Origin of the sequence: Silvimonas amylolytica, assembly GCF_014645555.1 — a bacterium.
GTDB lineage: Bacteria > Pseudomonadota > Gammaproteobacteria > Burkholderiales > Chitinibacteraceae > Silvimonas > Silvimonas amylolytica.
The window spans coordinates 24,282-43,873 of record NZ_BMLY01000010.1; the positions used below are offsets into that span (position 1 = coordinate 24,282).

General features: G+C 59.7%; 18 protein-coding genes. 15 read left to right on the top strand and 3 right to left on the bottom strand.

Translation table 11 applies throughout. The features are described 5' to 3' along the window. The first annotated feature begins 5 nt into the window (after nucleotides 1-5). Nucleotides 6-1,316 carry a cytochrome-c peroxidase gene (locus IEX44_RS19705; protein WP_188698264.1) on the top strand — a complete coding sequence of 437 codons (1,311 nt, stop codon included), beginning with the start codon at nucleotides 6-8 and terminating at the stop codon, nucleotides 1,314-1,316. Here IEX44_RS19705 and IEX44_RS19710 read toward each other — a convergent pair. Together IEX44_RS19710 and baeS are read right to left on the bottom strand one after the other, a co-directional pair. Beyond that, nucleotides 1,298-1,966, bottom strand: a complete 669-nt coding sequence (locus IEX44_RS19710) for a response regulator (RefSeq protein ID WP_188698267.1) — start codon at nucleotides 1,964-1,966, stop codon at nucleotides 1,298-1,300. The genes IEX44_RS19705 and IEX44_RS19710 overlap by 19 nt on opposite strands. Then, complete coding sequence (gene baeS / locus IEX44_RS19715) at nucleotides 1,963-3,339, bottom strand: sensor histidine kinase efflux regulator BaeS (protein WP_188698270.1); 1,377 nt, start codon at nucleotides 3,337-3,339, stop codon at nucleotides 1,963-1,965. Before baeS ends, IEX44_RS19710 begins: the two co-directional genes overlap by 4 nt. A 155-nt stretch (nucleotides 3,340-3,494) precedes the next feature. Between baeS and IEX44_RS19720 the strand changes: the two genes are divergently transcribed. The 6 genes from IEX44_RS19720 (at nucleotide 3,495) to IEX44_RS19745 (ending at nucleotide 11,524) form a co-directional block, all read left to right on the top strand. Continuing rightward, the gene (locus IEX44_RS19720) at nucleotides 3,495-4,688 is read left to right on the top strand and encodes an efflux RND transporter periplasmic adaptor subunit (RefSeq protein ID WP_188698273.1); all 1,194 of its coding nucleotides are present in this window, start codon (nucleotides 3,495-3,497) and stop codon (nucleotides 4,686-4,688) included. Between the two features lie 9 nt (nucleotides 4,689-4,697). Further along, a complete protein-coding gene (locus IEX44_RS19725; RefSeq protein WP_188698276.1) occupies nucleotides 4,698-7,844 on the top strand; it encodes an efflux RND transporter permease subunit in 3,147 nt (1,048 codons plus the stop codon). Next, on the top strand, nucleotides 7,831-9,246 hold the full coding sequence (locus tag IEX44_RS19730) for an efflux transporter outer membrane subunit (protein ID WP_188698280.1): 1,416 nt from the start codon (nucleotides 7,831-7,833) through the stop codon (nucleotides 9,244-9,246). The genes IEX44_RS19725 and IEX44_RS19730 overlap by 14 nt, the downstream gene beginning before the upstream one ends. Before the next feature lie 83 nt (nucleotides 9,247-9,329). Continuing rightward, nucleotides 9,330-9,518, top strand: coding sequence for a hypothetical protein (locus IEX44_RS19735; protein ID WP_188698284.1), 189 nt, complete (start codon nucleotides 9,330-9,332; stop codon nucleotides 9,516-9,518). 169 nt (nucleotides 9,519-9,687) lie between these two features. Next, a complete protein-coding gene (locus IEX44_RS19740; protein WP_188698287.1) occupies nucleotides 9,688-10,557 on the top strand; it encodes an HDOD domain-containing protein in 870 nt (289 codons plus the stop codon). A 217-nt stretch (nucleotides 10,558-10,774) separates the two neighbouring features. Then, nucleotides 10,775-11,524 carry a response regulator gene (locus IEX44_RS19745; protein WP_188698289.1) on the top strand — a complete coding sequence of 250 codons (750 nt, stop codon included), beginning with the start codon at nucleotides 10,775-10,777 and terminating at the stop codon, nucleotides 11,522-11,524. Between the two features lie 67 nt (nucleotides 11,525-11,591). Here IEX44_RS19745 and IEX44_RS19750 read toward each other — a convergent pair whose 3' ends face one another. Then, a complete protein-coding gene (locus IEX44_RS19750; RefSeq protein WP_188698292.1) occupies nucleotides 11,592-12,368 on the bottom strand; it encodes an alpha/beta fold hydrolase in 777 nt (258 codons plus the stop codon). Nucleotides 12,369-12,517: 149 nt separating this feature from the next. Here IEX44_RS19750 and IEX44_RS19755 point away from each other — a divergent pair, with 149 nt between their 5' ends. The 8 genes from IEX44_RS19755 to IEX44_RS19785 all read left to right on the top strand — a co-directional run bounded on the left by IEX44_RS19755 (nucleotide 12,518) and on the right by IEX44_RS19785 (nucleotide 19,496). Beyond that, nucleotides 12,518-13,981: an HD domain-containing phosphohydrolase gene (locus IEX44_RS19755; protein WP_188698295.1), complete on the top strand. Its 1,464-nt coding sequence runs from the start codon at nucleotides 12,518-12,520 to the stop codon at nucleotides 13,979-13,981. A gap of 183 nt (nucleotides 13,982-14,164) precedes the next feature. Next, nucleotides 14,165-14,287 (top strand): hypothetical protein, encoded by a 123-nt coding sequence (locus IEX44_RS21210; protein ID WP_268238911.1) that lies wholly within the window; start codon nucleotides 14,165-14,167, stop codon nucleotides 14,285-14,287. Next, the gene (locus IEX44_RS19760) at nucleotides 14,284-15,618 is read left to right on the top strand and encodes an ATP-binding protein (RefSeq protein WP_188698298.1); all 1,335 of its coding nucleotides are present in this window, start codon (nucleotides 14,284-14,286) and stop codon (nucleotides 15,616-15,618) included. The genes IEX44_RS21210 and IEX44_RS19760 overlap by 4 nt, the downstream gene beginning before the upstream one ends. Nucleotides 15,619-15,736: 118 nt before the next feature. Continuing rightward, complete coding sequence (locus IEX44_RS19765; RefSeq protein ID WP_188698301.1) at nucleotides 15,737-16,747, top strand: alpha/beta fold hydrolase; 1,011 nt, start codon at nucleotides 15,737-15,739, stop codon at nucleotides 16,745-16,747. Nucleotides 16,748-17,038: 291 nt separating this feature from the next. Continuing rightward, nucleotides 17,039-17,455, top strand: a complete 417-nt coding sequence (locus IEX44_RS19770) for an organic hydroperoxide resistance protein (RefSeq protein WP_188698304.1) — start codon at nucleotides 17,039-17,041, stop codon at nucleotides 17,453-17,455. An 86-nt stretch (nucleotides 17,456-17,541) separates the two neighbouring features. Beyond that, nucleotides 17,542-18,084, top strand: a complete 543-nt coding sequence (locus IEX44_RS19775; protein ID WP_188698307.1) for a thioredoxin family protein — start codon at nucleotides 17,542-17,544, stop codon at nucleotides 18,082-18,084. Between the two features lie 126 nt (nucleotides 18,085-18,210). Further along, entirely contained in the window at nucleotides 18,211-18,780 is a 570-nt protein-coding gene (locus IEX44_RS19780; protein ID WP_188698310.1) for a cysteine dioxygenase family protein, read from the top strand. A 50-nt stretch (nucleotides 18,781-18,830) separates the two neighbouring features. Continuing rightward, nucleotides 18,831-19,496, top strand: coding sequence for a Crp/Fnr family transcriptional regulator (locus tag IEX44_RS19785; protein ID WP_188698313.1), 666 nt, complete (start codon nucleotides 18,831-18,833; stop codon nucleotides 19,494-19,496). The last annotated feature ends 96 nt before the right edge of the window (nucleotides 19,497-19,592 follow it).

The following is a 19,592-nucleotide window of genomic DNA, read 5'->3' on the forward strand; positions in this document are numbered from 1 at the left end:
TATCCATGACTTTGAAGACCTTTGCACCCGCCGCCTTCGCGGCGGGTTTTCTGTTGTTTTGTGGTCACGCATCGGGCGCTACGCCGACTCCCTCGCCCAAACCCAAGCCATCGGCCTGGGTCCGCTACCCGACCGTGCCTGACAAGCTCAGCCCGGCTGCCGAACTGGGTAAGCAGATTTTCTTTGACGCGACATTATCGGGTTCCGGCCAGATGTCATGCGCCACCTGCCACAGCCCTGATCACGCCTACGGGCCAACCAACGGGCTGGCGGTGCAACCGGGGGGTGCCGACATGAAACACGCCGGCGCCCGTGCCGTGCCTTCGCTGCGCTATCTGACGTTCACGCCGCTGTTTACCCGCCATTACTACGTGCCGGCTTCAGAAGACAGCGACGACGAAGGCCCGACGGGCGGCTTTATGCGTGACGGGTCCATGCCCTCTTTGCGAGAGCAGATGGCAATGCCCATGCTCAACCCCAATGAAATGGCCAACACCAGCCGGGAAACCGTGGTGGCCAAACTGCGTCGTGCACCGTACGCCAACAATTTTGCGCGCGTCTATGGTGCCAACGTCTGGGCTGATCCGGCCAAAGCGTTTGTTCATGCTGGCGAAGCCCTGGAAGCGTTTGAAACCGAAGACCCCAGCTTTCACCCGTTCACCAGCAAGTTTGACGCCGTCATGTCGGGCCATGCCACCTTCAGCCCGGCTGAATTGCGCGGGCTGACGGCATTTAGTGATCCGGACAAAGGCAACTGCGCGCAGTGCCATGTTGCGTCTCCTGGCCCTGGCGGTCGGCCTGCGGCGTTTACAGATTATTCGTTCGTTGCGCTGGGTTTACCGCGCAATATGGACATCCCCGCCAATCGCGACCCGGCCTACTTCGATATGGGTTTGTGCGGCCCGATGCGCACGGACATGGCCAAAGAAACGCAGTATTGCGGCATGTTCAAAACGCCTACGCTGCGTAACTCGGCCGGCCGGAGCGTGTTCTTTCACAATGGGGTTTTCCATACAATGGAAGACGCCGTGCGCTTTTACAGCGAACGCGATAGCAACGCCAAAAAGTGGTTCCCGCGGCAGGCCGGCGGCAAGGTCGATACCTACAACGACCTCCCGGTGGCTTACCGGGTCAACGTTGACCACACGGACCCGCCGTTTAACCACAACCCCACAAAACCGGTGCTGCGTGATGCGGAAATCCGCGACATTGTGACGTTTCTGAAGACGCTCGACGACGGGTTTTCCAGTGTGTCTGGCGGGCCCGCACGCAAGCCGCTTCAAGCGGCTGGCAGCAATCAGCTCTCGAAGCGATAACCCGCGCCGTAGACGGAGTGAATCCAGGCATCACCCGATTCGCCCAGTTTGCGGCGCAGGTTTTTGACGTGGCTGTCCACGGCACGGTCTGTCACGACGCGACGGTCCAGATAAAGATGATCCATCAATTGATCGCGTGAGTAGATGCGTCCGGGCTCTGAGGCCAGCGTGCGCAGCAGGCGAAATTCGACCTGGGTCAGACCCAGATCTTGCCCGAACAAACTGGCGCGGCCGGCGGCCTCATCAAGTACCAGGCCCGCTGCGACGGCATCACCTGGCGCGCGCTGATGACGGCGCAAAACCGCTTTGACGCGCGCCACCACTTCCCGCGGGCTATAAGGTTTGCAGACATAATCATCTGCGCCGGTTTCCAGCCCCACAAGCCGGTCTACTTCCTCGACCCGGGCCGTGACCATGATGATTGGGGTATCAGAAAAGACGCGGATTTCCTGGCAGATATCCATGCCATCTTTGCCAGGCAAAGCGAGATCCAGCAGAACCAGATCTGGGGCATATGCCTTGAATTGCACCACGGCTTCTGCGCCATCAAACACTTGTGCGCAGGTGTAACCCGCCGCTTGCAGGTAATCCCGCAGGATGCCGGACAAGCTGGGCTCGTCTTCTACAATCAGGATCTTGCTGTCACTCATGCAGCCTCCGGCAGCGCAACGGTCACGCGCAAGCCCCCCAAATCCGAGGCTTGGGCATCAATTTGCCCATCGTGCGCTTCCACGATATTCCGGCAGATAGCCAGCCCCAGTCCGCTACCACCACTGTTGCGGTTGCGGGAGGTTTCGGCACGGTAAAACCGCTCGAACAAGCGCGGCAACTTTTGGGGATCAACCCCCGGTGCGCTGTCGTCAATGGTGACGATCAACCGGTTTTTCTCTACCCAACCGTGCACCTTCACCGCGCCGCTGGCATCGGTGTATCGCAGCGCGTTCTCCAGTAAATTTGTGAACAACTGCTGCAAACGGCGCTCATCACCATAGATAAGACCAATATCGAAGTCCAGCTGCCAGGTCAGCGCCAGACCCGCTTTCGTAAAGCGTCCTTGCAAGGGCACCAGTGTGCTTTCCAGTAGTGTCCGGATATCCAGTTGTTCGCGCCGGTAGGTGAGGGCGCCGACATCGGTTAACGAGAGGTCATGCAAGTCGTCGACCAGTTTGCCCAGTTGCCGGATCTGTGAGGCCACGGATTGCAATGTCTCTGCGCTCATTGGCCGGATGCCGTCCTGCATGGCTTCAACCTCTGCGCGCATGACGGCCAGCGGCGTGCGCAGTTCATGCGAGATATCCGCCATGAAATTGCGGCGTGACCGTTCGGTGTGCTCCAGGGCCTGGGCTAGCTGGTTGAAGTCTCGGGCCAGGCCACCCACTTCATCGCGTGAGTCATCGACTACCCGGGTTTTGTAATTGCCCGTGGCGAGCTGATGGGTCGCAGTGGTCAGGCCGTACAGGCGGCGCAGCAGCGTACGCGCCAGCCAGCCGGCCAGCAGCGCGGCCACAATGACCGAAAACAAGCCAATCTGCCACCACAGCTGTAGCTGGGCATTGAAAAAACGGACATCACCTGCAGCAATGGCTTGCTGAAACGGCACCAAAGCCATCCAGCCTACATTGCGGCCCTGGACGACGACCGGCAACAGGATGGATTGCCGGCTGGCGTCCGGGTTGCCGATGACAAGGTGGTAGTTCTGGTCGAGCAAGGCAAAACGCGGCACCGCGCCGGTCTGGTCAGAGATCGGCGGGGATTCTTTCATGTGCCATTCACCCGGGGAGGGGCGCATGAAGTCAAACCAGCCTTGCATATTGTTGTGCAGGAAATCCCAGTTGCCATGCTGGCCGTAAGCGGCTTCCAGGCGGGGGACGACGGCGCGCATGCGTTCCAGCCCCTGATCGTTGAGGTACCCCAGAAACCCGCGCTCGAAGCTGATCCGCCCCAAGACGCCGTTGACGAGCAAGACCACGGCGCACGAGGCCAGAATGGCAATGAACAGCTTGGCAGTCAGCCCCGGTTTCATAATGCAGTCCCACTCCTGATGATCTGTTTGGCTTTTTCAAGAAATACATGGGTGTGCGGTAGAAGTCCACGTCCCGGACAAAACTCCATATTCGCTCCACATTGTGCGCTTACGGTGTGTGCTGACCATTTACCTCTACCCGGCGGATGCAGCACATGTTTTCCAGTTCAGTTTTCACTCTTGCCCCACGCCTGCGGCTGTTGGCGATTCCCGCCTTGCTATGGCTGGTCGCGTGTTCCGATCAGCGCCCCCCGCAAATGCCAGAAGCCCAGGTGGGCGTCTGGACTGTACACACCCAGAAGCTGGCCGTGAGCCAGACGCTCCCGGGGCGCACTGTGGCGTTCATGACCTCTGACGTACGCCCGCAAGTGGGTGGCCTCATTCAGAAACGGCTGTTTACAGAGGGCCAGGACGTCAAGGCCGGTCAGGTCCTGTACCAGATTGATGCCGCCAGCTATCAAGCTGCGTACGACAATGCCAGGGGCAATCTGGATTCTGCACAGGCTGCCGTGCTTTCTGCCCAGCCCAAAGCGCAGCGCTATGCAAACCTGGTGAAGCTAGACGCCGTCAGCCAGCAAGATCTGGACGACGCCGTCGCGACGCTGCGGCAGAACCAGGCTGCCGTCGTGGCTGCGCAGGCCTCGTTGAAAACGGCGAAGATCAACCTGGATTACACCCGCATCACCGCGCCGATTTCCGGTCGCATCAGCACCTCTACGTACACGCCGGGCGCGCTGGTGACCGCCGGCCAGACCAATGCGTTGACGACCATTCAGCAGCTTGATCCGATCTACGTGGACGTCACCCAGTCTGCCGCGCAAATGCTGGCGCTGCGTCAACAACTGGATCGCGGTCAGCTCACCAATGTCCGCGGCAAAGTGCCGGTACAGATTCAACTGGAAGACGGCAGCACGTATAGCCGCAAGGGCACGCTGGAGTTTGTCGGTGCGACGGTAGATACCAGCACCGGTAACGTCACTCTGCGCGCTCTGGTGCCCAATCCGGACAAACTACTGTTGCCGGGCATGTACGTACAGGCTGTGCTGCCCATGGCGCTCAATGACAAGGCGATTCTGGTCCCGCAGTCGGCCGTGACGCGCAATACCAGGGGCGAAGCGACGCTCAAGCTGGTGGGGGCGGATGGCAAGGTGATTGAACGTGTGGTGCAGACCGGTGACGCGCAGAAAGACCAGTGGGTGATTACCCGCGGTTTACAGGCGGGCGAACGGGTCATCCTGGAAGGTGGCAGCAATGTGCGTGGTGGCCAGTCGGTTCTGGTTCATGAGGTACTGAGTGCGGGTGATACGGCCTCTGTGCCACCGGCCAGCCAACCTGCCACTGCCGGTTAAGGACGCACCATGTCACGCTTCTTTATTGATCGTCCGATCTTTGCCTGGGTTATTGCCATTGTCATTACATTGGCAGGGGCGATGTCCATTTTTACCCTGGCGATTGAACAGTACCCGAACATTGCACCGCCCACGGTCTCGATTCGCGCCACCTATGACGGGGCCTCGGCCCAGACGGTCGAGAACTCGGTCACCCAGGTGATTGAACAGCAAATGACAGGTCTGGATAACCTGATGTACATGTCGTCCAGCAGTTCGTCTTCGGGTTCTGCGCAGGTGCAACTTACCTTCAAGGCCGGGACTGATCCGGATGTCGCGCAGATGCAGGTACAGAACAAACTGCAACAAGCACAGGCCATGTTGCCCTCCTCGGTGCAGGCGACCGGTTTGTCGGTCAGCAAGTCTTCTGCCGGCAGTTTTTTTGAGGTTCTGGCCTTTACTTCGGACGATGGCAGCCTGAGCGACAAGGATATCGCCGATTTCATGGTGTCGACCATTCAGGACCCGATCAGCCGGGTGTCTGGCGTGGGGAATGTGCAGGTGCTGGGGTCGCAGTACGCCATGCGCATCTGGTTGTCGCCGGAGAAACTGCGCACATATTCGCTGATGCCCTCAGACGTGATCAGCGCAATCGAAGCGCAAAATGCGGATGTCTCTGCCGGGCAGCTCGGTGCCTTGCCGGCCGCCAAAGGGCAGGCGCTGAACGCGACCATCACCTCGCGCAGCCGCCTGAAAACAGTCGATGAATTCAAGGCGATTGTCGTCAAATCCAGCAATGCGGGCGCGGTGGTGCGGCTGGCGGACGTCGCGCAGGTTGAACTGGGTAGTGAAGACTACACCGTCACTAGTCTTTTCAATGGCAAACCCGCTTCCGGCATTGCCATTGAGCTGGCCAGCGGCGCCAATGCCATGGCGGTCTCCAAAGCCGTGGAAGCGCGCCTCAATGAGCTCAAACCGTATTTTCCCACTGGCATCAGCTACAAGATTGCGTCCAGCACCACGCCGTTCGTGAAGATATCGATCGAAGAAGTGGTCAAAACGCTGATCGAGGCGGTGATTCTGGTTGTGGCCATCATGTACCTGTTCTTGCAGAACTGGCGCGTGACCCTGATCCCGGCCATTGCCGTACCCGTTGTGCTGATGGGGACATTCGGCGTGCTGGCCGCCCTGGGGTATTCCATCAATACATTAACCATGTTTGGCATGGTGCTGGCCATTGGTTTGCTGGTGGATGATGCGATTGTGGTGGTGGAGAACGTTGAGCGCCTGATGAGCGTGGAAGGCTTGACGCCACGAGAGGCGACGCGCAAATCGATGTCGCAGATTACTGGCGCGCTGGTCGGTATTGCGCTGGTGTTGACCGCCGTGTTTCTGCCCATGGCCTTCTTTGGCGGTTCTACCGGCGTGATTTACCGCCAGTTCTCCGTGACCATTGCATCAGCCATGATGTTGTCAGTGCTGGTCGCCATGACGTTGACCCCGGCGCTGTGTGCCACCTTGCTCACCCCGATTGTTAAAGGGGGGCATGTCAGCGCACCGGGCGTACTGGGGCGCTTCTTTGCCTGGTTCAATCGCTGTTTTGAGCGTAGCGCCAAACGCTACGAACACGGTGTTGAACGTGTCATCAAACATCGCCGGATGGGGATTGGCATGTATGTCGTGCTGATCGCGCTGATGGGCGTGTTGTTCTGGCATCTGCCCACCTCGTTTCTGCCAGAAGAAGATCAGGGCGAGTTGATGGTTTCCGTCAAATTGCCGCCTGGCACAACGGCAGAAAAAACCCAGAAAGTAGTCAATCAGGTCTCGGACTTCGTACGCAAGCAACCTGAAGTCAGCACCATGATGGCGGTATCCGGTTTCAGCATGGGTGGTAGCGGTCAGAACGCGGGCATGGCGTTTATCAAGCTCAAGGGCTGGAACGAGCGCAAGGCCAGCGCCACGGAAATTGGTATGCGTATTACCCGCGCCATGATGAGCCAGCACCCGGATGCGCAGATCTTTGCATTTGCCCCGTCGGGCATTCCGGGCTTGGGCCAATCCACGGGCTTTACCATGGAACTCCAGGACTTTGGCGGCGCCGGACACGATGCGCTGGTTGCGGCAAAACAAAAACTGCTCTCGCTCGCGGCCAGCGACGCCAGGCTCAACGCGTTGCGCTACGCCGGTCTGGAAGACACACCGACGTTTGACGTGAAGATCGACGACGCCAAAGCGGGCGCACTCAACCTCACCCAGAGTGATATCAACAGCACGCTGGCCACAGCCGCAGGTGGCACCTATGTGAACGACTTTGTCGACCGAGGCCGTATCAAGAAGGTGTACGTACAGGGCGGGGCCGACGCACGCATGCTGCCGCAAGACATCAACCGCTGGTCCGTGCGCAACAGTGATAACGCCATGGTGCCGTTTTCGGCCTTTGCCAGCAGCGGCTGGAGCTACGCCGCCGCCACGCTGGCCCGCTTTAACGGCACGGCCTCCATGGAAATCAGCGGTGAACCGGGTCAGGGCGTTAGCTCCGGCACTGCGATGGCAGAGATGGTCAAGCTGGTGAAGCAACTGCCGGCGGGGTTTGGGTATTCGTGGTCCGGCTTGTCTTATCAGGAACAGCAAGCCGGGGCGCAAGCACCGCTGCTGTACGCCGTCTCCCTGCTGTTTGTGTTCTTGTGCCTGGCTGCGTTGTATGAAAGCTGGTCGATTCCGTTTTCGGTGATGCTGGCGGTCCCGATCGGGATTGTCGGCGCGTTGCTGTTCACCACCGTGCGCGGATTGAACAACGATGTGTACTTCCAGGTCGGCTTGCTGGCGACGGTTGGCCTGGCGGCCAAGAACGGCATTTTGATCGTGGAATTTGCACGCGAACTGGAACAGAAAGGCGCCAGCGTGACTACTGCTGTGCTTGAGGCCGCCCGCCAGCGGCTGCGTCCGATCTTGATGACCTCTGCGGCATTCCTGCTGGGTGTCTTGCCGCTGGTGGTCAGCACCGGCGCGGGGTCTGGCAGTCGGCACTCGCTGGGTACAGGTGTGTTTGGCGGCACGCTGACCTCTACGCTCTTGGGTATTTTCTTTATTCCGCTGTTTTACGTGATCGTGCGCAGCCTGTTCCCGGGCAAAAAAAAGCACACCGCGCATGAGGATGCACACCATGATCCAGTTTGACCGTTTCCCCCGCCTGTTGCTGAGCGTGATCTGTGCCAGCATCCTGGCCGGATGCGCCAGCATGGCGCCGCAATACACCCAGCCTGCATCACCCGTACCGGCGCAATTCCCGACCGCCACGGCGGTGTCTGAACCGGCGACGTCGCTGACCAGCATGGATTGGCATGATGTGTTCCTGGATGAACGCCTGCGTAAAGTGATTGCACTGGCGCTAGAGAACAACCGGGATCTACGTGTAGCCGTACTTAATATCGAAAAAGCACGAGCACAGTATCAAATCCAGCGCGCTAACTCGTTGCCCTCGATTGACGGCACTGGCGCGCAAACCACGTCTGCAACGAGCAATAACGGCAAAACCAGCATCAGCCGTAGCGCCACGGCCACCGTGGGTTTCAGCAGCTGGGAGCTGGATCTGTTTGGCCGCATCCGCAGCCTGAATGATGAGGCCCTGCAAACGTATCTGGCTACAGCGCAAACACAGCGCAGTACCCGGATGAGTCTGGTGGCAGAAGTCGCTGGTGACTGGCTGACCGTCGCCTCGTATCAGCAACGTGTGGCCCTGGCGAAACAGACACTGGAAAGCCAGCAAAAAACGCTGACGCTCACGCAGCAAATGCATGATTCTGGCGCGGTAGCCGGCACCGACCTGGTCACGGTTGAAGCCAGCGTACAAAGCGCGCGGGCGGATGTCGCCAGCTACGCGACCAGCCTGGATGAAGCCCGCAATGCGCTGGATCTGGTGGTCGGTACCGCTGTATCGGCGGATTTGTTGCCGGACGCCGCCGCTTATGACAACGCCGTCGCGCTGGCACCGGTTTCGGCCAATATGTCCTCCAGCGTCTTGTTGCAGCGCCCGGATGTATTGTCTGCCGAATACACGCTCAAAGCCGCCAACGCCGATATCGGCGCTGCGCGCGCCGCGTTCTTTCCGACCATCTCGCTGACGGGCTCTGCCGGTGTGGGCAGTGACGCCTTGTCTACCTTGTTCAGTGCGGGCACGCGGACCTGGTCATTCGTGCCGACGATCTCCGTGCCGATCTTCCACGCGGGCGCGCTACAGGCCTCGCTGGACGTCGCCAAAATCTCCAGCAATATCGCCGTGGCGCAATATGAAAAAGCCGTTCAGAGCGCTTTCCAGGAAACCTCGGATGCGCTGGCAGTGCGCGCCCGGCTGGATGAACGCCTTGATGCCCAGCGCGCACTCGTGTCTGCGTCGCAACGTAGCTACACCCTGGCCGATGCCCGTTACAAAAACGGTGTGGACAGCTACCTGCTGACGCTCGTTGCCCAGCGTACGTTCTACAGCGCTCAGCAAGACCTGATTTCGCTGCAACTGAGCGAGGCGACCAACCGCGTGACCCTGTTCAAGGTGCTGGGTGGAGGGGCAGATGCGCGCAGTTGATGCCAGCGGGCGTGGGCAAGGTGACGCGATCTTGCGGGCAACCGACCGGAGTGCACGGCATCTTGCCCAAGATGCATAGACCCATGCTGATCGCCGCTGTGCTGGCGCTGCTGCTGTCATCCGCGTCTTTTGTCCCGGAACAGACCGCGCCAGGTGGACAAGCCGACCCCGACGGGACGGCACCCGCGGGAGGCAGCGTTGATCTGTTCAGTGCCTGGGCCGTCATCCTGATAACCGACTGGCAGCGTTGGCGGCAAACGCCCTGGCGCTAGCGGGCCCGGTCTGTGGAAAAACCGCTCCGGCGCACGTCGGCTATCCACAAGTTAATCTGGAGTGTGATACTAGAGGTTAGAGCAAGGCGCGGGTTTGCAGGCGAGCCGCCTGGCAAGCCGCCGCTCTGGCGTCGTTTTCCTTATTCCCGGCCCCCAGCGAGGCACGATCATGCTCACCAGCGCCCAGAAACACTGGGATGTAGAGCAGTGGACGCACTATCTCAAAGTGCAGGAACTCCCCGTGATGCCACGGACCAAAGGTTTGCTGGACCTGCTCGTCGAGCATGCCGACACCGTTGCGCCCAAACGCCTTGTTGAACTGGCCAACAGTGATTCATTCCTGGCGCTGCGGTTATTACGCTACGCCGAAGCCCATCGCTCACATCATCTGGGGCGCGAGAGCACCACGCCGCTTTCGGCCATTTTGCATACGGGCACCGACAACCTGATCACATTGATTGCGGATGCCCCGGTCTGCAACGAGGATGAAGAAGGTTTGCTGCTGAGCGAATCCCGCTGTGCTCGCGCCGGTGTCCTGGCACGGCAATGGGCCGGCTGGCGGGCGGATATATCGCCAGAAGAAGTGGCACTGGCCGCGTTACTGGCGGAAATGGGCGAAATGTTGCTGTGGCATTTCGCCCCGGAAATCCCGCTGGCGGTGCAGGATGAAATGGCCAGTGGCCGCGCCACCAGAACACTGCAAGCGCAGCAACAGGTGGCCGGTTTTGCCTTCAAGACACTGTCACTCTCTCTGGCCGCTGCCTGGCACCTGCCGCCGTTGATCGCCATGCTGATCAAGGGTGTCGACAACATTCGTGCCAATATCGCCCGCATTGCCAACGACACAGCCCGCCACCTGCAAAGCGATCCGGAAAACCCCGCTATCCCGTCGGACATCATCGCGCTGCACCACTTCTTGCCCAATACCAGCTACGCCACTTTGCTGGCGCCGCTGGATCTCTCAGAGAAGTACCGGGATGAAGTGCTGGTCGCCATTGCGCGCGAGAACGAGCACGGACAGGGGGCGCATCATTCGTGACTGCAAGTCTGCGCTACGCGAGCTGACGTCTGCGGGGGCGTAGAGCCGGCTCTCGGCCGAATGGCATACCCGCCGCCCTCAATGCCTGTGTCATTGCTCTGTACCATAGTGTACAAATTCCGGCACTCACTACAATGCAACACACGCCAGCCGGATCTGCTCCGTACACTGCCATTTTGTCGGCGGTTGTGCCGTTTGTTTGCATTTGAAGGCGCTCATGGATACCCATATCGATCACATTCTGGTCGTGGATGACGACCGCGAAATCCGCGAACTCGTCTCGACCTATCTCACCAGGAACGGCCTGCGCGTCTCTGTGGCGCAAGGTGGCCGCCATATGCGCGCCATTCTGGAGGTCACCCCGGTTGATCTGATCGTGCTCGACATCATGATGCCAGGTGAAGATGGCTTGTCCCTGTGCCGGGAGCTACGCGCCGGCAAGCACAAGCTCGTGCCCATTCTGATGCTGACCGCGCGTGATGATGAAACCGACCGCGTGCTGGGTCTGGAAATGGGGGCGGATGATTACCTGACCAAGCCGTTTGCATCGCGTGAGCTGCTGGCGCGCATCAAATCCGTGCTGCGCCGTACCCGCATGTTGCCGCCCAATTTGCAGATCACCGAAGCGGCGCAGGTGCTGACCTTTGGTCGATGGCGGCTGGATACCACGGCACGTCACCTGGTGGACCAGGATGGCACGGTGGTGGCGTTAAGTGGTGCGGAGTACCGCCTGCTGCGTGCGTTTGTCGATCACCCGCAGCGGGTGTTGAACCGCGATCAATTGCTTAACCTCACACAGGGGCGGGAGGCTGATCTGTTTGATCGCTCCATCGACCTTCTGGTCAGCCGCGTGCGTCAGCGCCTTGGCGATGATGCGCGCGAGCCTGACTTTATCAAGACCGTGCGCAGCGAAGGTTATGTGTTTGCCGTGCCGGTGGAAATCACTGAAGCCAGGCAGGAATTCTGAATTCGCAATGAAATATAAAGTATGAAAAAGGCGGACCTTGCGGTCCGCCTTGTTGTTGCTGGCCTCTTTATTTGGCTGCGACGGTTTGCACAGCGTCGATAATGACCTTGGCCACTTCTTCCGGGTGCGATTGTTGCGGCACATGGCTTGATGGCAGCACGGTGGTTCTGGCGTTCAGCTTCTTGGCGTAATCGCGTTCCAGATCTGGCTGGATCATGCGGTCATTGGACGACACGATGTACCAGTTCGGACGGGTGCTCCAGGCAGCAGCAGTGACTTTCTCGCCAAAGGCCTTGGACTGGATCGGGCCCTGGGTCGCCGCCATCACGTCAGTACGAGAACGTGGCAAGTCCTGGGCGAAGAAATTGGCAACGCCATCCGCTGACAGCGACAGATAACCCGCAGCATCGGCTTGCAAGTGTTTGATGCCTTCCGGAACCGGATACTGCGTACCTTGATCTGCAGTGGATTGGCCGGCATCCGGTGCAAAGGCAGCGACGTAGACCAGTGCGGCGACTTTGGGGTCGTTACCGGCCTGGGTAATCACGGTGCCACCCCAGGAGTGGCCGACCAGCACGACACGGCCAGGCGCATTGGCAATGGCACGTTGGGCAGCGGTCACATCGCCAGACAAGGAATCCAGGCCGTTTTGTACGGCAGTCACCTTGATGCCTTTGGCTTGCAGGTACGGAATCACGCGGGACCAGTCAGAGCCGTCTGCAAATGCGCCGTGCACGATCACGACGGTGGGGGCGTCAGCCTTGGCGGCATCGGCAGCGTGAGCAACGCCAGCGGACAAGGCAAGTGTGGCAACAGCAGCAGAAATGAAAGTACGGGCAGTCATGATGAATCTCCTTGGGTTGTGTTTGTGTACAAGACAGGACGAAGTATGCGCAGGGCGGGGGCAGGGCAACATCGGTCGGATATCCGATGCGCGTCTCCATCCGCTTTCATGTCTTGTGACGGCAACCCATCGGCAAGCGGACGTATTTGATGCAGTCATTTGATGCAGGTAACGCAGCGTTGATCCCGGCCAGAGATGCCATTGTGGCGATTGCCTTTATTGGCGACTTGAGTATGGGCCGCGCTACGGATCAGTCTCCGCGCACGGCCTGGCTGGCGATGGCGCTGGCGCGTGCCGCCGGATGTGATGAAGACATTGTGACTGCGGTCGAGATCGCTGCGCTGCTGCGCTGGTCCGGGTGTACGGCCAACGCAGCCGGGTTTGAGCGCATCCTGGGGGATGACGTCGGCGGGCGCGAAGCGATGATGGCGCTGACCTTGCCCCCGCTCAATGCCGAAGCCCAAAGCCAGATGCCGGAAATGGCGCAGATTCACTGCGAGGTGGCCGGGGATATAGCCCGTATGCTGGATCTGGGCGAGTGTATTGAAAGCGCCTTGCGTCATACCTTCGAACGCTACGACGGCCACGGCTTGCCGGGCGTGTTGCGGGGCGATGCGGTCCCCTTGGCGGTTTATATCGTGGCGCTGGCCAGCGATCTGGAAATCCTCAGTCGTGCCCATGGTTTGCCGCGTGCAGTGCAATTGATTGAAGGCCGCGCCGGGCAGGTTTACCCGGCGGAACTGGCCGCGCTGCTATTGGGGCATGCGGGTGACTGGCTCGCGCAGCTGGATGCCTTCAGCACGGCGGGCTCGCTGCTGCCGCCCGCGCTCAACGCAACCATCCAGCCTGTGGCGCTGGAGCTGGTGGCCGATATTGCCGACCTTAAACTGCCTTGGCTGGCTGGTTATTCGCGTCAGGTGGCCACGCTGGCGCACGCCGTAGCCACCGCGCTGGGCCTGGAGCCCGCGGTAAGCCACATGCTGTACCGCGCCGGGCTTATTCATAATATCGGCCGTGCCGCCTTGCCCAATGCCTTGTGGAATACCTCTGGCCCGCTGGATTACGCCGCGTGGGAACGCGTGCGGCTGGTGCCGTACTGGACGCGCCGCGCTGCGCAGCACACGGCGGCGCTGGCCGCTGAAGCGGAGTTGGCGTCGTACGCCTATGAGCGGCTGGATGGCAGCGGGTATTTCCGCAGCGTGTCCGCAGAGGCGATCCCGACTGAGCGCCGGATACTGGCTGCTGTCGTGGCCTGGTGTGCGCTGGTGTCGCGCCGCCCCTGGCGGGCCGCGTGTACCGCGCAAGAAGCCGCCACGGTATTGCGCGCTCAGGCCGCTGCGGGCCGACTGGATACCGCCACCGTCGATACCCTGATTGCCTGCGCCACCGGACAGTCAGCGCCGCCCACCCGCAAGGCATCGACTCTGTTATCCGAGCGCGAAACGGATGTCCTGCGCCGGATCAGCCTGGGTGAAAGCAACAAGGAAGTCGCCCGCGCGCTGGTGATCAGCCCGAGCACCGTGCGCACACATATGGAGAGCATTTTCCGCAAACTGGAGTGCAGCACGCGCGCAGCAGCGACGCTCAAAGCGTTCACGCTGGGCGTGTTGTAACAGGGCAAAACAGCGAAAAAACAGCAGCAAGTGAAATGTTTTGTGTGCTGTGGGTGCGTATATACATTGTCATACAAAGCGGTTTTTGAGGCTGGGTATAAAGAGAGCGTGAACCACTGGAGCGCGCCATGGGCAAGCCTGAAATCACCGTGATCAAAGCAGCCCACCGGCCAGGAGACCCACATGAAACGCTGTTTGCTGCTGCTTTCTTTTCTGGCTTGTACTGCCATCGTGGAAACGGTTTTTCCGGTGCAGTGCCAGTTGATTACCAACAGTACCTCACGCAAGAACCGGCAACCCAAATGACCACGACCCAAACCGGCGCCCGCTGGCCTCGCGCCATGTTTACCCGCCTCTCGCTGATTTTTCTGGGCGGCCTGTTGCTGGCGCATGGCCTCACTTACGTGTTGATCATGCGTGAACGCGGCGCGGCCACCACCGACATGATGCTGGGCTATCTGGAAAAAGATGTGGCCAGTTCTGTCGCCTTGCTTGACCGCCTGCCAGCGGCTGAGCGCGCAGCGTGGTTGCCACGCCTGGAGCGTCGCACATACCAGTTTGAATTGGGTCAGGGGCTCTCTGGCGGCGCACCGGACACTGTGTTATCCCGCCGCATTGCCGCGGCGTTTGTGGATGCCATTGGCCAACATTACAGCGTGACTGCAAGCAAAGTACCCGGTAGTCGGGATCGTGTGCAGGCGCATGTGACTTTGCATGATGGCACCGCGCTGACGATCGATATGATCCCTGCGCCGCTGGCGATTCCGGCCTGGTTGCCGCTGGTACTGATCACGCAGCTGATCTTGATCGCCGCCGCCGTATGGATGGGCGTGCGCCTTGTGACGCAGCCGCTGGAAAAACTCGCCGCAGCAGCAGATACGCTGGGCCCTGATCTGAAAGCGGTGCAACTGCCGGAAACCGGCTCCAGCGAGGTGGTCCGTGCTGCCCGCGCCTTTAACGCCATGCAGACGCGAATTGCGCAATACATGGCTGAACGCGTGCAGATTCTGGCGGCGATCTCACACGATTTACAAACACCCATCACCCGTATGCGGGTCCGCGCGGACTTGCTGGACGACCCCGCACTGCGCGACAAACTCAATAAAGACCTGACCGAGATGCAGTCGCTGGTGAAAGAGGGCGTGACCTACGCCCGTACGTTGCAAGGCGTGAATGAACCGCCAGTACGCATTGATCCGGACGCGCTCTTGAGCAGCATGGTGTACGACTATCAGGACGCCGGTCAGCCCGTAACGCTGGCGGGCAGTATCGGCACCAAGATCGTTACGCGGCCGCAAGCGCTCAAGCGCGTGGTGGGTAATCTGATTGATAACGCACTCAAATACGGTGGCGACGCAACGGTTGCCGTTGCCCGGGATGGCGCTGATGTGATTGTCAGCGTGTGCGATAACGGCCCGGGCATTCCGGCTGACCAGCTTGAGGCCGTATTCCAGCCCTTTTTCCGGCTTGAAGGATCGCGTAACCGCGAGACCGGAGGCACGGGTCTGGGGCTGGCCATTGCCCGGCAATTAAGCCAGGCCATGAACGCCGTTTTAACCCTGCAAAACCGCCCTGAAGGTGGAGTAGAGGCAAGACTCCGCTTTCCGGGTGATACCCAGTCCCACCCATCCGGGTAAGCCCCGAACCAGGCCTGTTTTTTTCATTTACGTTAATGACCGAAGCCCCCGCAGGCCACCTGCGCAGTGGGTCAGGTGACACTCGCGCCTTGTTTTCATACTTCAAAGGAAAAACGTCATGTCCAATGTTTTTAGCCAATTGCGTTATGGCCTTGTTGCCGCCGCGCTTGCCGGTATTTCGCTGGCGCAACCGGCCCTTGCGGCCGACCCCATTGTCCCGGGTGCACACACCGAATTTGCCTCGCTCAAGCACATCAAGGCTGGCGTGCTGGATGTCGGCTACGCCGAAGACGGCCCCAAGGATGGCAAGCCGGTGATTTTGCTGCACGGCTGGCCGTATGACATCTACAGCTATGTCGATGTTGCCCCGGCTCTCGCGGCGGCGGGTTACCACGTCTACGTGCCGTATCTGCGCGGCTTTGGCACCACGCATTTCCTCTCGGCAGATACCCCGCGCAATGCCCAGCAGGCCGCGCTGGCGACCGATGTGATCGACTTCATGGATGCACTGCACATCGACAAGGCCATTCTGGGCGGTTATGACTGGGGTGGCCGCACGGCAGACATCGTCGCCGCGCTGTGGCCGGAACGCACCCGGGCGCTGGTGTCGGTCAGCGGTTATCTGATCGGCAGCCAGGAAGTGAACAAGGCACCGCTGCCGCCTGCCGCTGAACTGCAATGGTGGTACCAGTTTTACTTCTCTACTCCACGCGGCGAAGCCGGCTACGCCAAATACACCCATGACTTTGATCGCCTGATCTGGCAGACCGCATCGCCACAGTGGAAATTTGACGACGCGACCTACAACCGTTCTGCCAAGGCCTTCGATAACCCGGATCACGTGGCGTTGACGATCCAGAACTACCGCTGGCGCCAGGGTCTGGCCCAGGGTGAAGCCAGGTTCGATGCCATCGAACAAAAGCTGGCTGCCTTCCCGGCCATTACCGTGCCGACCATCACGCTGGAAGGCGATGCCAACGGTGCTCCGCACCCGGCACCCGCCGCGTATGCCAAGCGTTTTACCGGCAAATATGAACATCGCCAGGTCAATGGCGGCATTGGCCACAACCTGCCGCAAGAAGCGCCCGCCGCGTTCGTCAAAGCCATTGAAGACGTGGATCGCTTCTGATCCTCAGGCATTGCCATACCCGGAAAGCACCCGTGTGGTGCTTTCTTTTTGCCGCGCCGCCGCCCGTGTTCAGGGGCAACACCCAATGCACGCTGACCCGGTCAGCGTACGAGGCGCAAACAGATTTGTAGGGTTTTGTAGTAAAGCGCGCGCTGTACACAGTTGCATGCGCAACCCGGCCCAAATGGCTACATCGCCGATACATCGGGCGGGTTAAATGGGTTCCGTGTTCAGGCACAACCGGGCCGGAACAAACCACCAGCCAACCATCAGTGCATCAAGGAGAAACTCATGACTCGTATCGAAAACGTGCTGTACACCGCCAAGGTCAACGTCACCGGCGGCCGCGAAGGCCAGGCGCAGAGCGATGATGCTCGCCTCGATATCAAGCTCTCGCCGCCGGGTAGCAAGGGCGCGGGTACCAATCCGGAGCAACTGCTGGCTGCCGGCTGGTCTGCATGCTTTATTGGCGCCATGAATCGCGCTGCGGCCAAGCTGCAAGTGAAGCTGCCGGCAGATGTGTCTTTGCATACCGAGATTGATCTGGGCACGGCTGCGGATGAGTTCTTTCTGCAAGCCCGTCTGACCGTCAGCCTGCCGGGCATTGATGCTGAAACCGCGCGTGCCGTGGTCGACGGGGCCCACCAGATTTGCCCGTATTCCAAGGCCTTGCGTAACAACATCCACATCGAGCTTTTGCTGGCCTGATCACAAGTCAGACCTGCTGTGACGCCCGGGCGCGGTGTTCATCCATGCCGCTGCCCGTTGCGTTCCAACCCATAAGGGGAACCATCATGCGTACATTTATCTGCATTGCCGCGCTGACCGCCAGCCTGATTGGCGCGTTTGTGATTGCCTCTGGCGCCAGTGCCTCTGGCCAGACTGTAGCCAGCAATAGCGCAGCTCCAGAGTTCACCGGGATCAACCAATGGATCAACTCACCGCCGCTGACGTTGAACAAGCTGCGGGGCAAGGTGGTGCTGGTCGATTTCTGGACTTACTCCTGCATCAACTGCATTCATACGCTGCCATATGTGAAGCAATGGTATGAGAAGTACAAGGATCAGGGGCTGGTGGTGGTCGGAGTGCACACGCCGGAATATCCATACGAGGCCTCCAGCAACAACCTGCAAGACGCGATCAAGCGTTACGGTATTCATTACCCCGTGGCACAAGATAATGACTACGCCACCTGGAACGCCTGGCAAAACCAGTTCTGGCCTGCGATTTATCTGATCGACGCTCAGGGCAAGGTGGTTTATCACGCCGTGGGCGAAGGCAACTACGCAGACACCGAAGCCGAAATCCAGAAATTGTTGGCGCAGGCCAAGGCATAAAAACCACGTGCGTGATGTGGTATTTGATTGTCATTGAGGTTTATACCAGGCTGAGCGCTACAGCACGCCTGGTCCGGGCTCGCAGCCTGTTGCGGTCCGGTTGGCCTCAATCACCGTGAATACGCCATGACGACTTTTGCTCTGGAATCCTTCATTCATCAAGCCAGTCAGTGCAGTCACGATCAGCCAGAACCGGCTGACTGTGTGCTGGCATTGGCACCGCTGATGCTGGACTTGATTGAACATGCGGGCTCCTTCCTGGAGCCTCAGCATTTTCGTAGTGACCCCGCCAGTTACACCCGCAACCTCATCTACAATGCGCCGGATGCCGGCCTGTCTTTGTATGCGCTGGTGTGGCTGCCCGGGCAGTGGACGCCGGTGCATGACCACGGCAGCTGGGGCGTGGTCGGCGTAGTCGAGGGCGTGCTGGAGGAGCGCAGTTATGTGCGGCTCTCGCCGGATCGACATGCCGACGAAGACATCGATCTGGCCCGGGGTGGCACCTTGTTGCTGGGGCGCGGCGCGGTGACGAGTTTCGTGCCCAATCCAGACCATATTCACGTCACCGGCGTCCCGTCGGGAAGAGGGCGGGCGGTGAGTTTGCATTTGTATGGCCGCACCATGAACAGCTTCAACATTTATGATGTGGGCATGCGGACCCGCCAACGTATCGACGTGTCACATAATGAGAGTTGAATGCGCAGAAGGCGTAAATCCTGTGCTGACAGTTTACTGAAGGTGATGCTTTGATCAGTCCGGACATCCAGTCGCGTGTGTTGGCGCTCTACCCTTTGCTGGGCGAGCTGCCGGCCGCAGATCGCGACAAACTCTTCGCCAACGCCACGTATATGAGGGTGCCCGATGGTGCACTCATGTTTGACGAGAACCAGCCCTGCATGGGCTTTCCGCTGTTGCTGTCTGGTAGCGCCCGGGTGATCAAATCATCGCCAAGCGGGCGTGATCTGTACCTGTACCACGTGCTGCCCGGCGAGACGTGCATCCTGACCAGCAGTTGCCTGTTGTCTCATGCGCCCTATCAGGCACGTGGAGTGGTGCAGGATGAGCTGGAACTGGTGGTGCTGCCGCCTGGCAGTTTCAAGCAATTGTTCGAGCAGCTGGAAGTGTTCCGCAACCAGGTGTTCAACCGTTTTTCGGAGCGGCTGACAGAGTTGATGAACCTTGTGACCGCCGTGGCATTCCAGAAACTGGATCAACGTCTGGCGGCGTTTTTGATTTCGCGCGAATCGCCCATTGAGTTGACTCATCAGGCCATTGCCGATGAGCTGGGAAGTTTTCGCGAACTGGTCAGCCGGCTTTTGAAAGACTTTGAAAACCGCGGCTGGGTGCAACTGGAACGGGGGCAGGTTTGCGTGCTTGATACCCCGGCTTTGAAAAAATTTGTCAATTTGTGAAAGCTTGGTGATTTTTATCACCAAGTTTTTGCAAGCTCCTGCCGGATACTTCCGACCAGATCCAGGACGGGTCTCTCGTCAGCCTTTCAACCGGTT

Excerpts from the sequence above, each read along its gene's own strand:
- IEX44_RS19765 (WP_188698301.1), top strand. The coding sequence starts at position 15,737 with ATGTCCAATGTTTTTAGCCAATTGCGTTATGGCCTTGTTGCCGCCGCG.
- baeS (WP_188698270.1), bottom strand. The coding sequence starts at position 3,339 with ATGAAACCGGGGCTGACTGCCAAGCTGTTCATTGCCATTCTGGCCTCG.
- IEX44_RS19745 (WP_188698289.1), top strand. The coding sequence starts at position 10,775 with ATGGATACCCATATCGATCACATTCTGGTCGTGGATGACGACCGCGAA.
- IEX44_RS21210 (WP_268238911.1), top strand. The coding sequence starts at position 14,165 with ATGAAACGCTGTTTGCTGCTGCTTTCTTTTCTGGCTTGTACTGCCATC.
- IEX44_RS19780 (WP_188698310.1), top strand. The coding sequence starts at position 18,211 with ATGACGACTTTTGCTCTGGAATCCTTCATTCATCAAGCCAGTCAGTGC.
- IEX44_RS19770 (WP_188698304.1), top strand. The coding sequence starts at position 17,039 with ATGACTCGTATCGAAAACGTGCTGTACACCGCCAAGGTCAACGTCACC.
- IEX44_RS19735 (WP_188698284.1), top strand. The coding sequence starts at position 9,330 with ATGCTGATCGCCGCTGTGCTGGCGCTGCTGCTGTCATCCGCGTCTTTT.
- IEX44_RS19760 (WP_188698298.1), top strand. The coding sequence starts at position 14,284 with ATGACCACGACCCAAACCGGCGCCCGCTGGCCTCGCGCCATGTTTACC.
- IEX44_RS19720 (WP_188698273.1), top strand. The coding sequence starts at position 3,495 with ATGTTTTCCAGTTCAGTTTTCACTCTTGCCCCACGCCTGCGGCTGTTG.
- IEX44_RS19730 (WP_188698280.1), top strand. The coding sequence starts at position 7,831 with ATGATCCAGTTTGACCGTTTCCCCCGCCTGTTGCTGAGCGTGATCTGT.
- IEX44_RS19710 (WP_188698267.1), bottom strand. The coding sequence starts at position 1,966 with ATGAGTGACAGCAAGATCCTGATTGTAGAAGACGAGCCCAGCTTGTCC.
- IEX44_RS19740 (WP_188698287.1), top strand. The coding sequence starts at position 9,688 with ATGCTCACCAGCGCCCAGAAACACTGGGATGTAGAGCAGTGGACGCAC.
- IEX44_RS19750 (WP_188698292.1), bottom strand. The coding sequence starts at position 12,368 with ATGACTGCCCGTACTTTCATTTCTGCTGCTGTTGCCACACTTGCCTTG.
- IEX44_RS19725 (WP_188698276.1), top strand. The coding sequence starts at position 4,698 with ATGTCACGCTTCTTTATTGATCGTCCGATCTTTGCCTGGGTTATTGCC.
- IEX44_RS19705 (WP_188698264.1), top strand. The coding sequence starts at position 6 with ATGACTTTGAAGACCTTTGCACCCGCCGCCTTCGCGGCGGGTTTTCTG.
- IEX44_RS19775 (WP_188698307.1), top strand. The coding sequence starts at position 17,542 with ATGCGTACATTTATCTGCATTGCCGCGCTGACCGCCAGCCTGATTGGC.
- IEX44_RS19755 (WP_188698295.1), top strand. The coding sequence starts at position 12,518 with ATGCAGTCATTTGATGCAGGTAACGCAGCGTTGATCCCGGCCAGAGAT.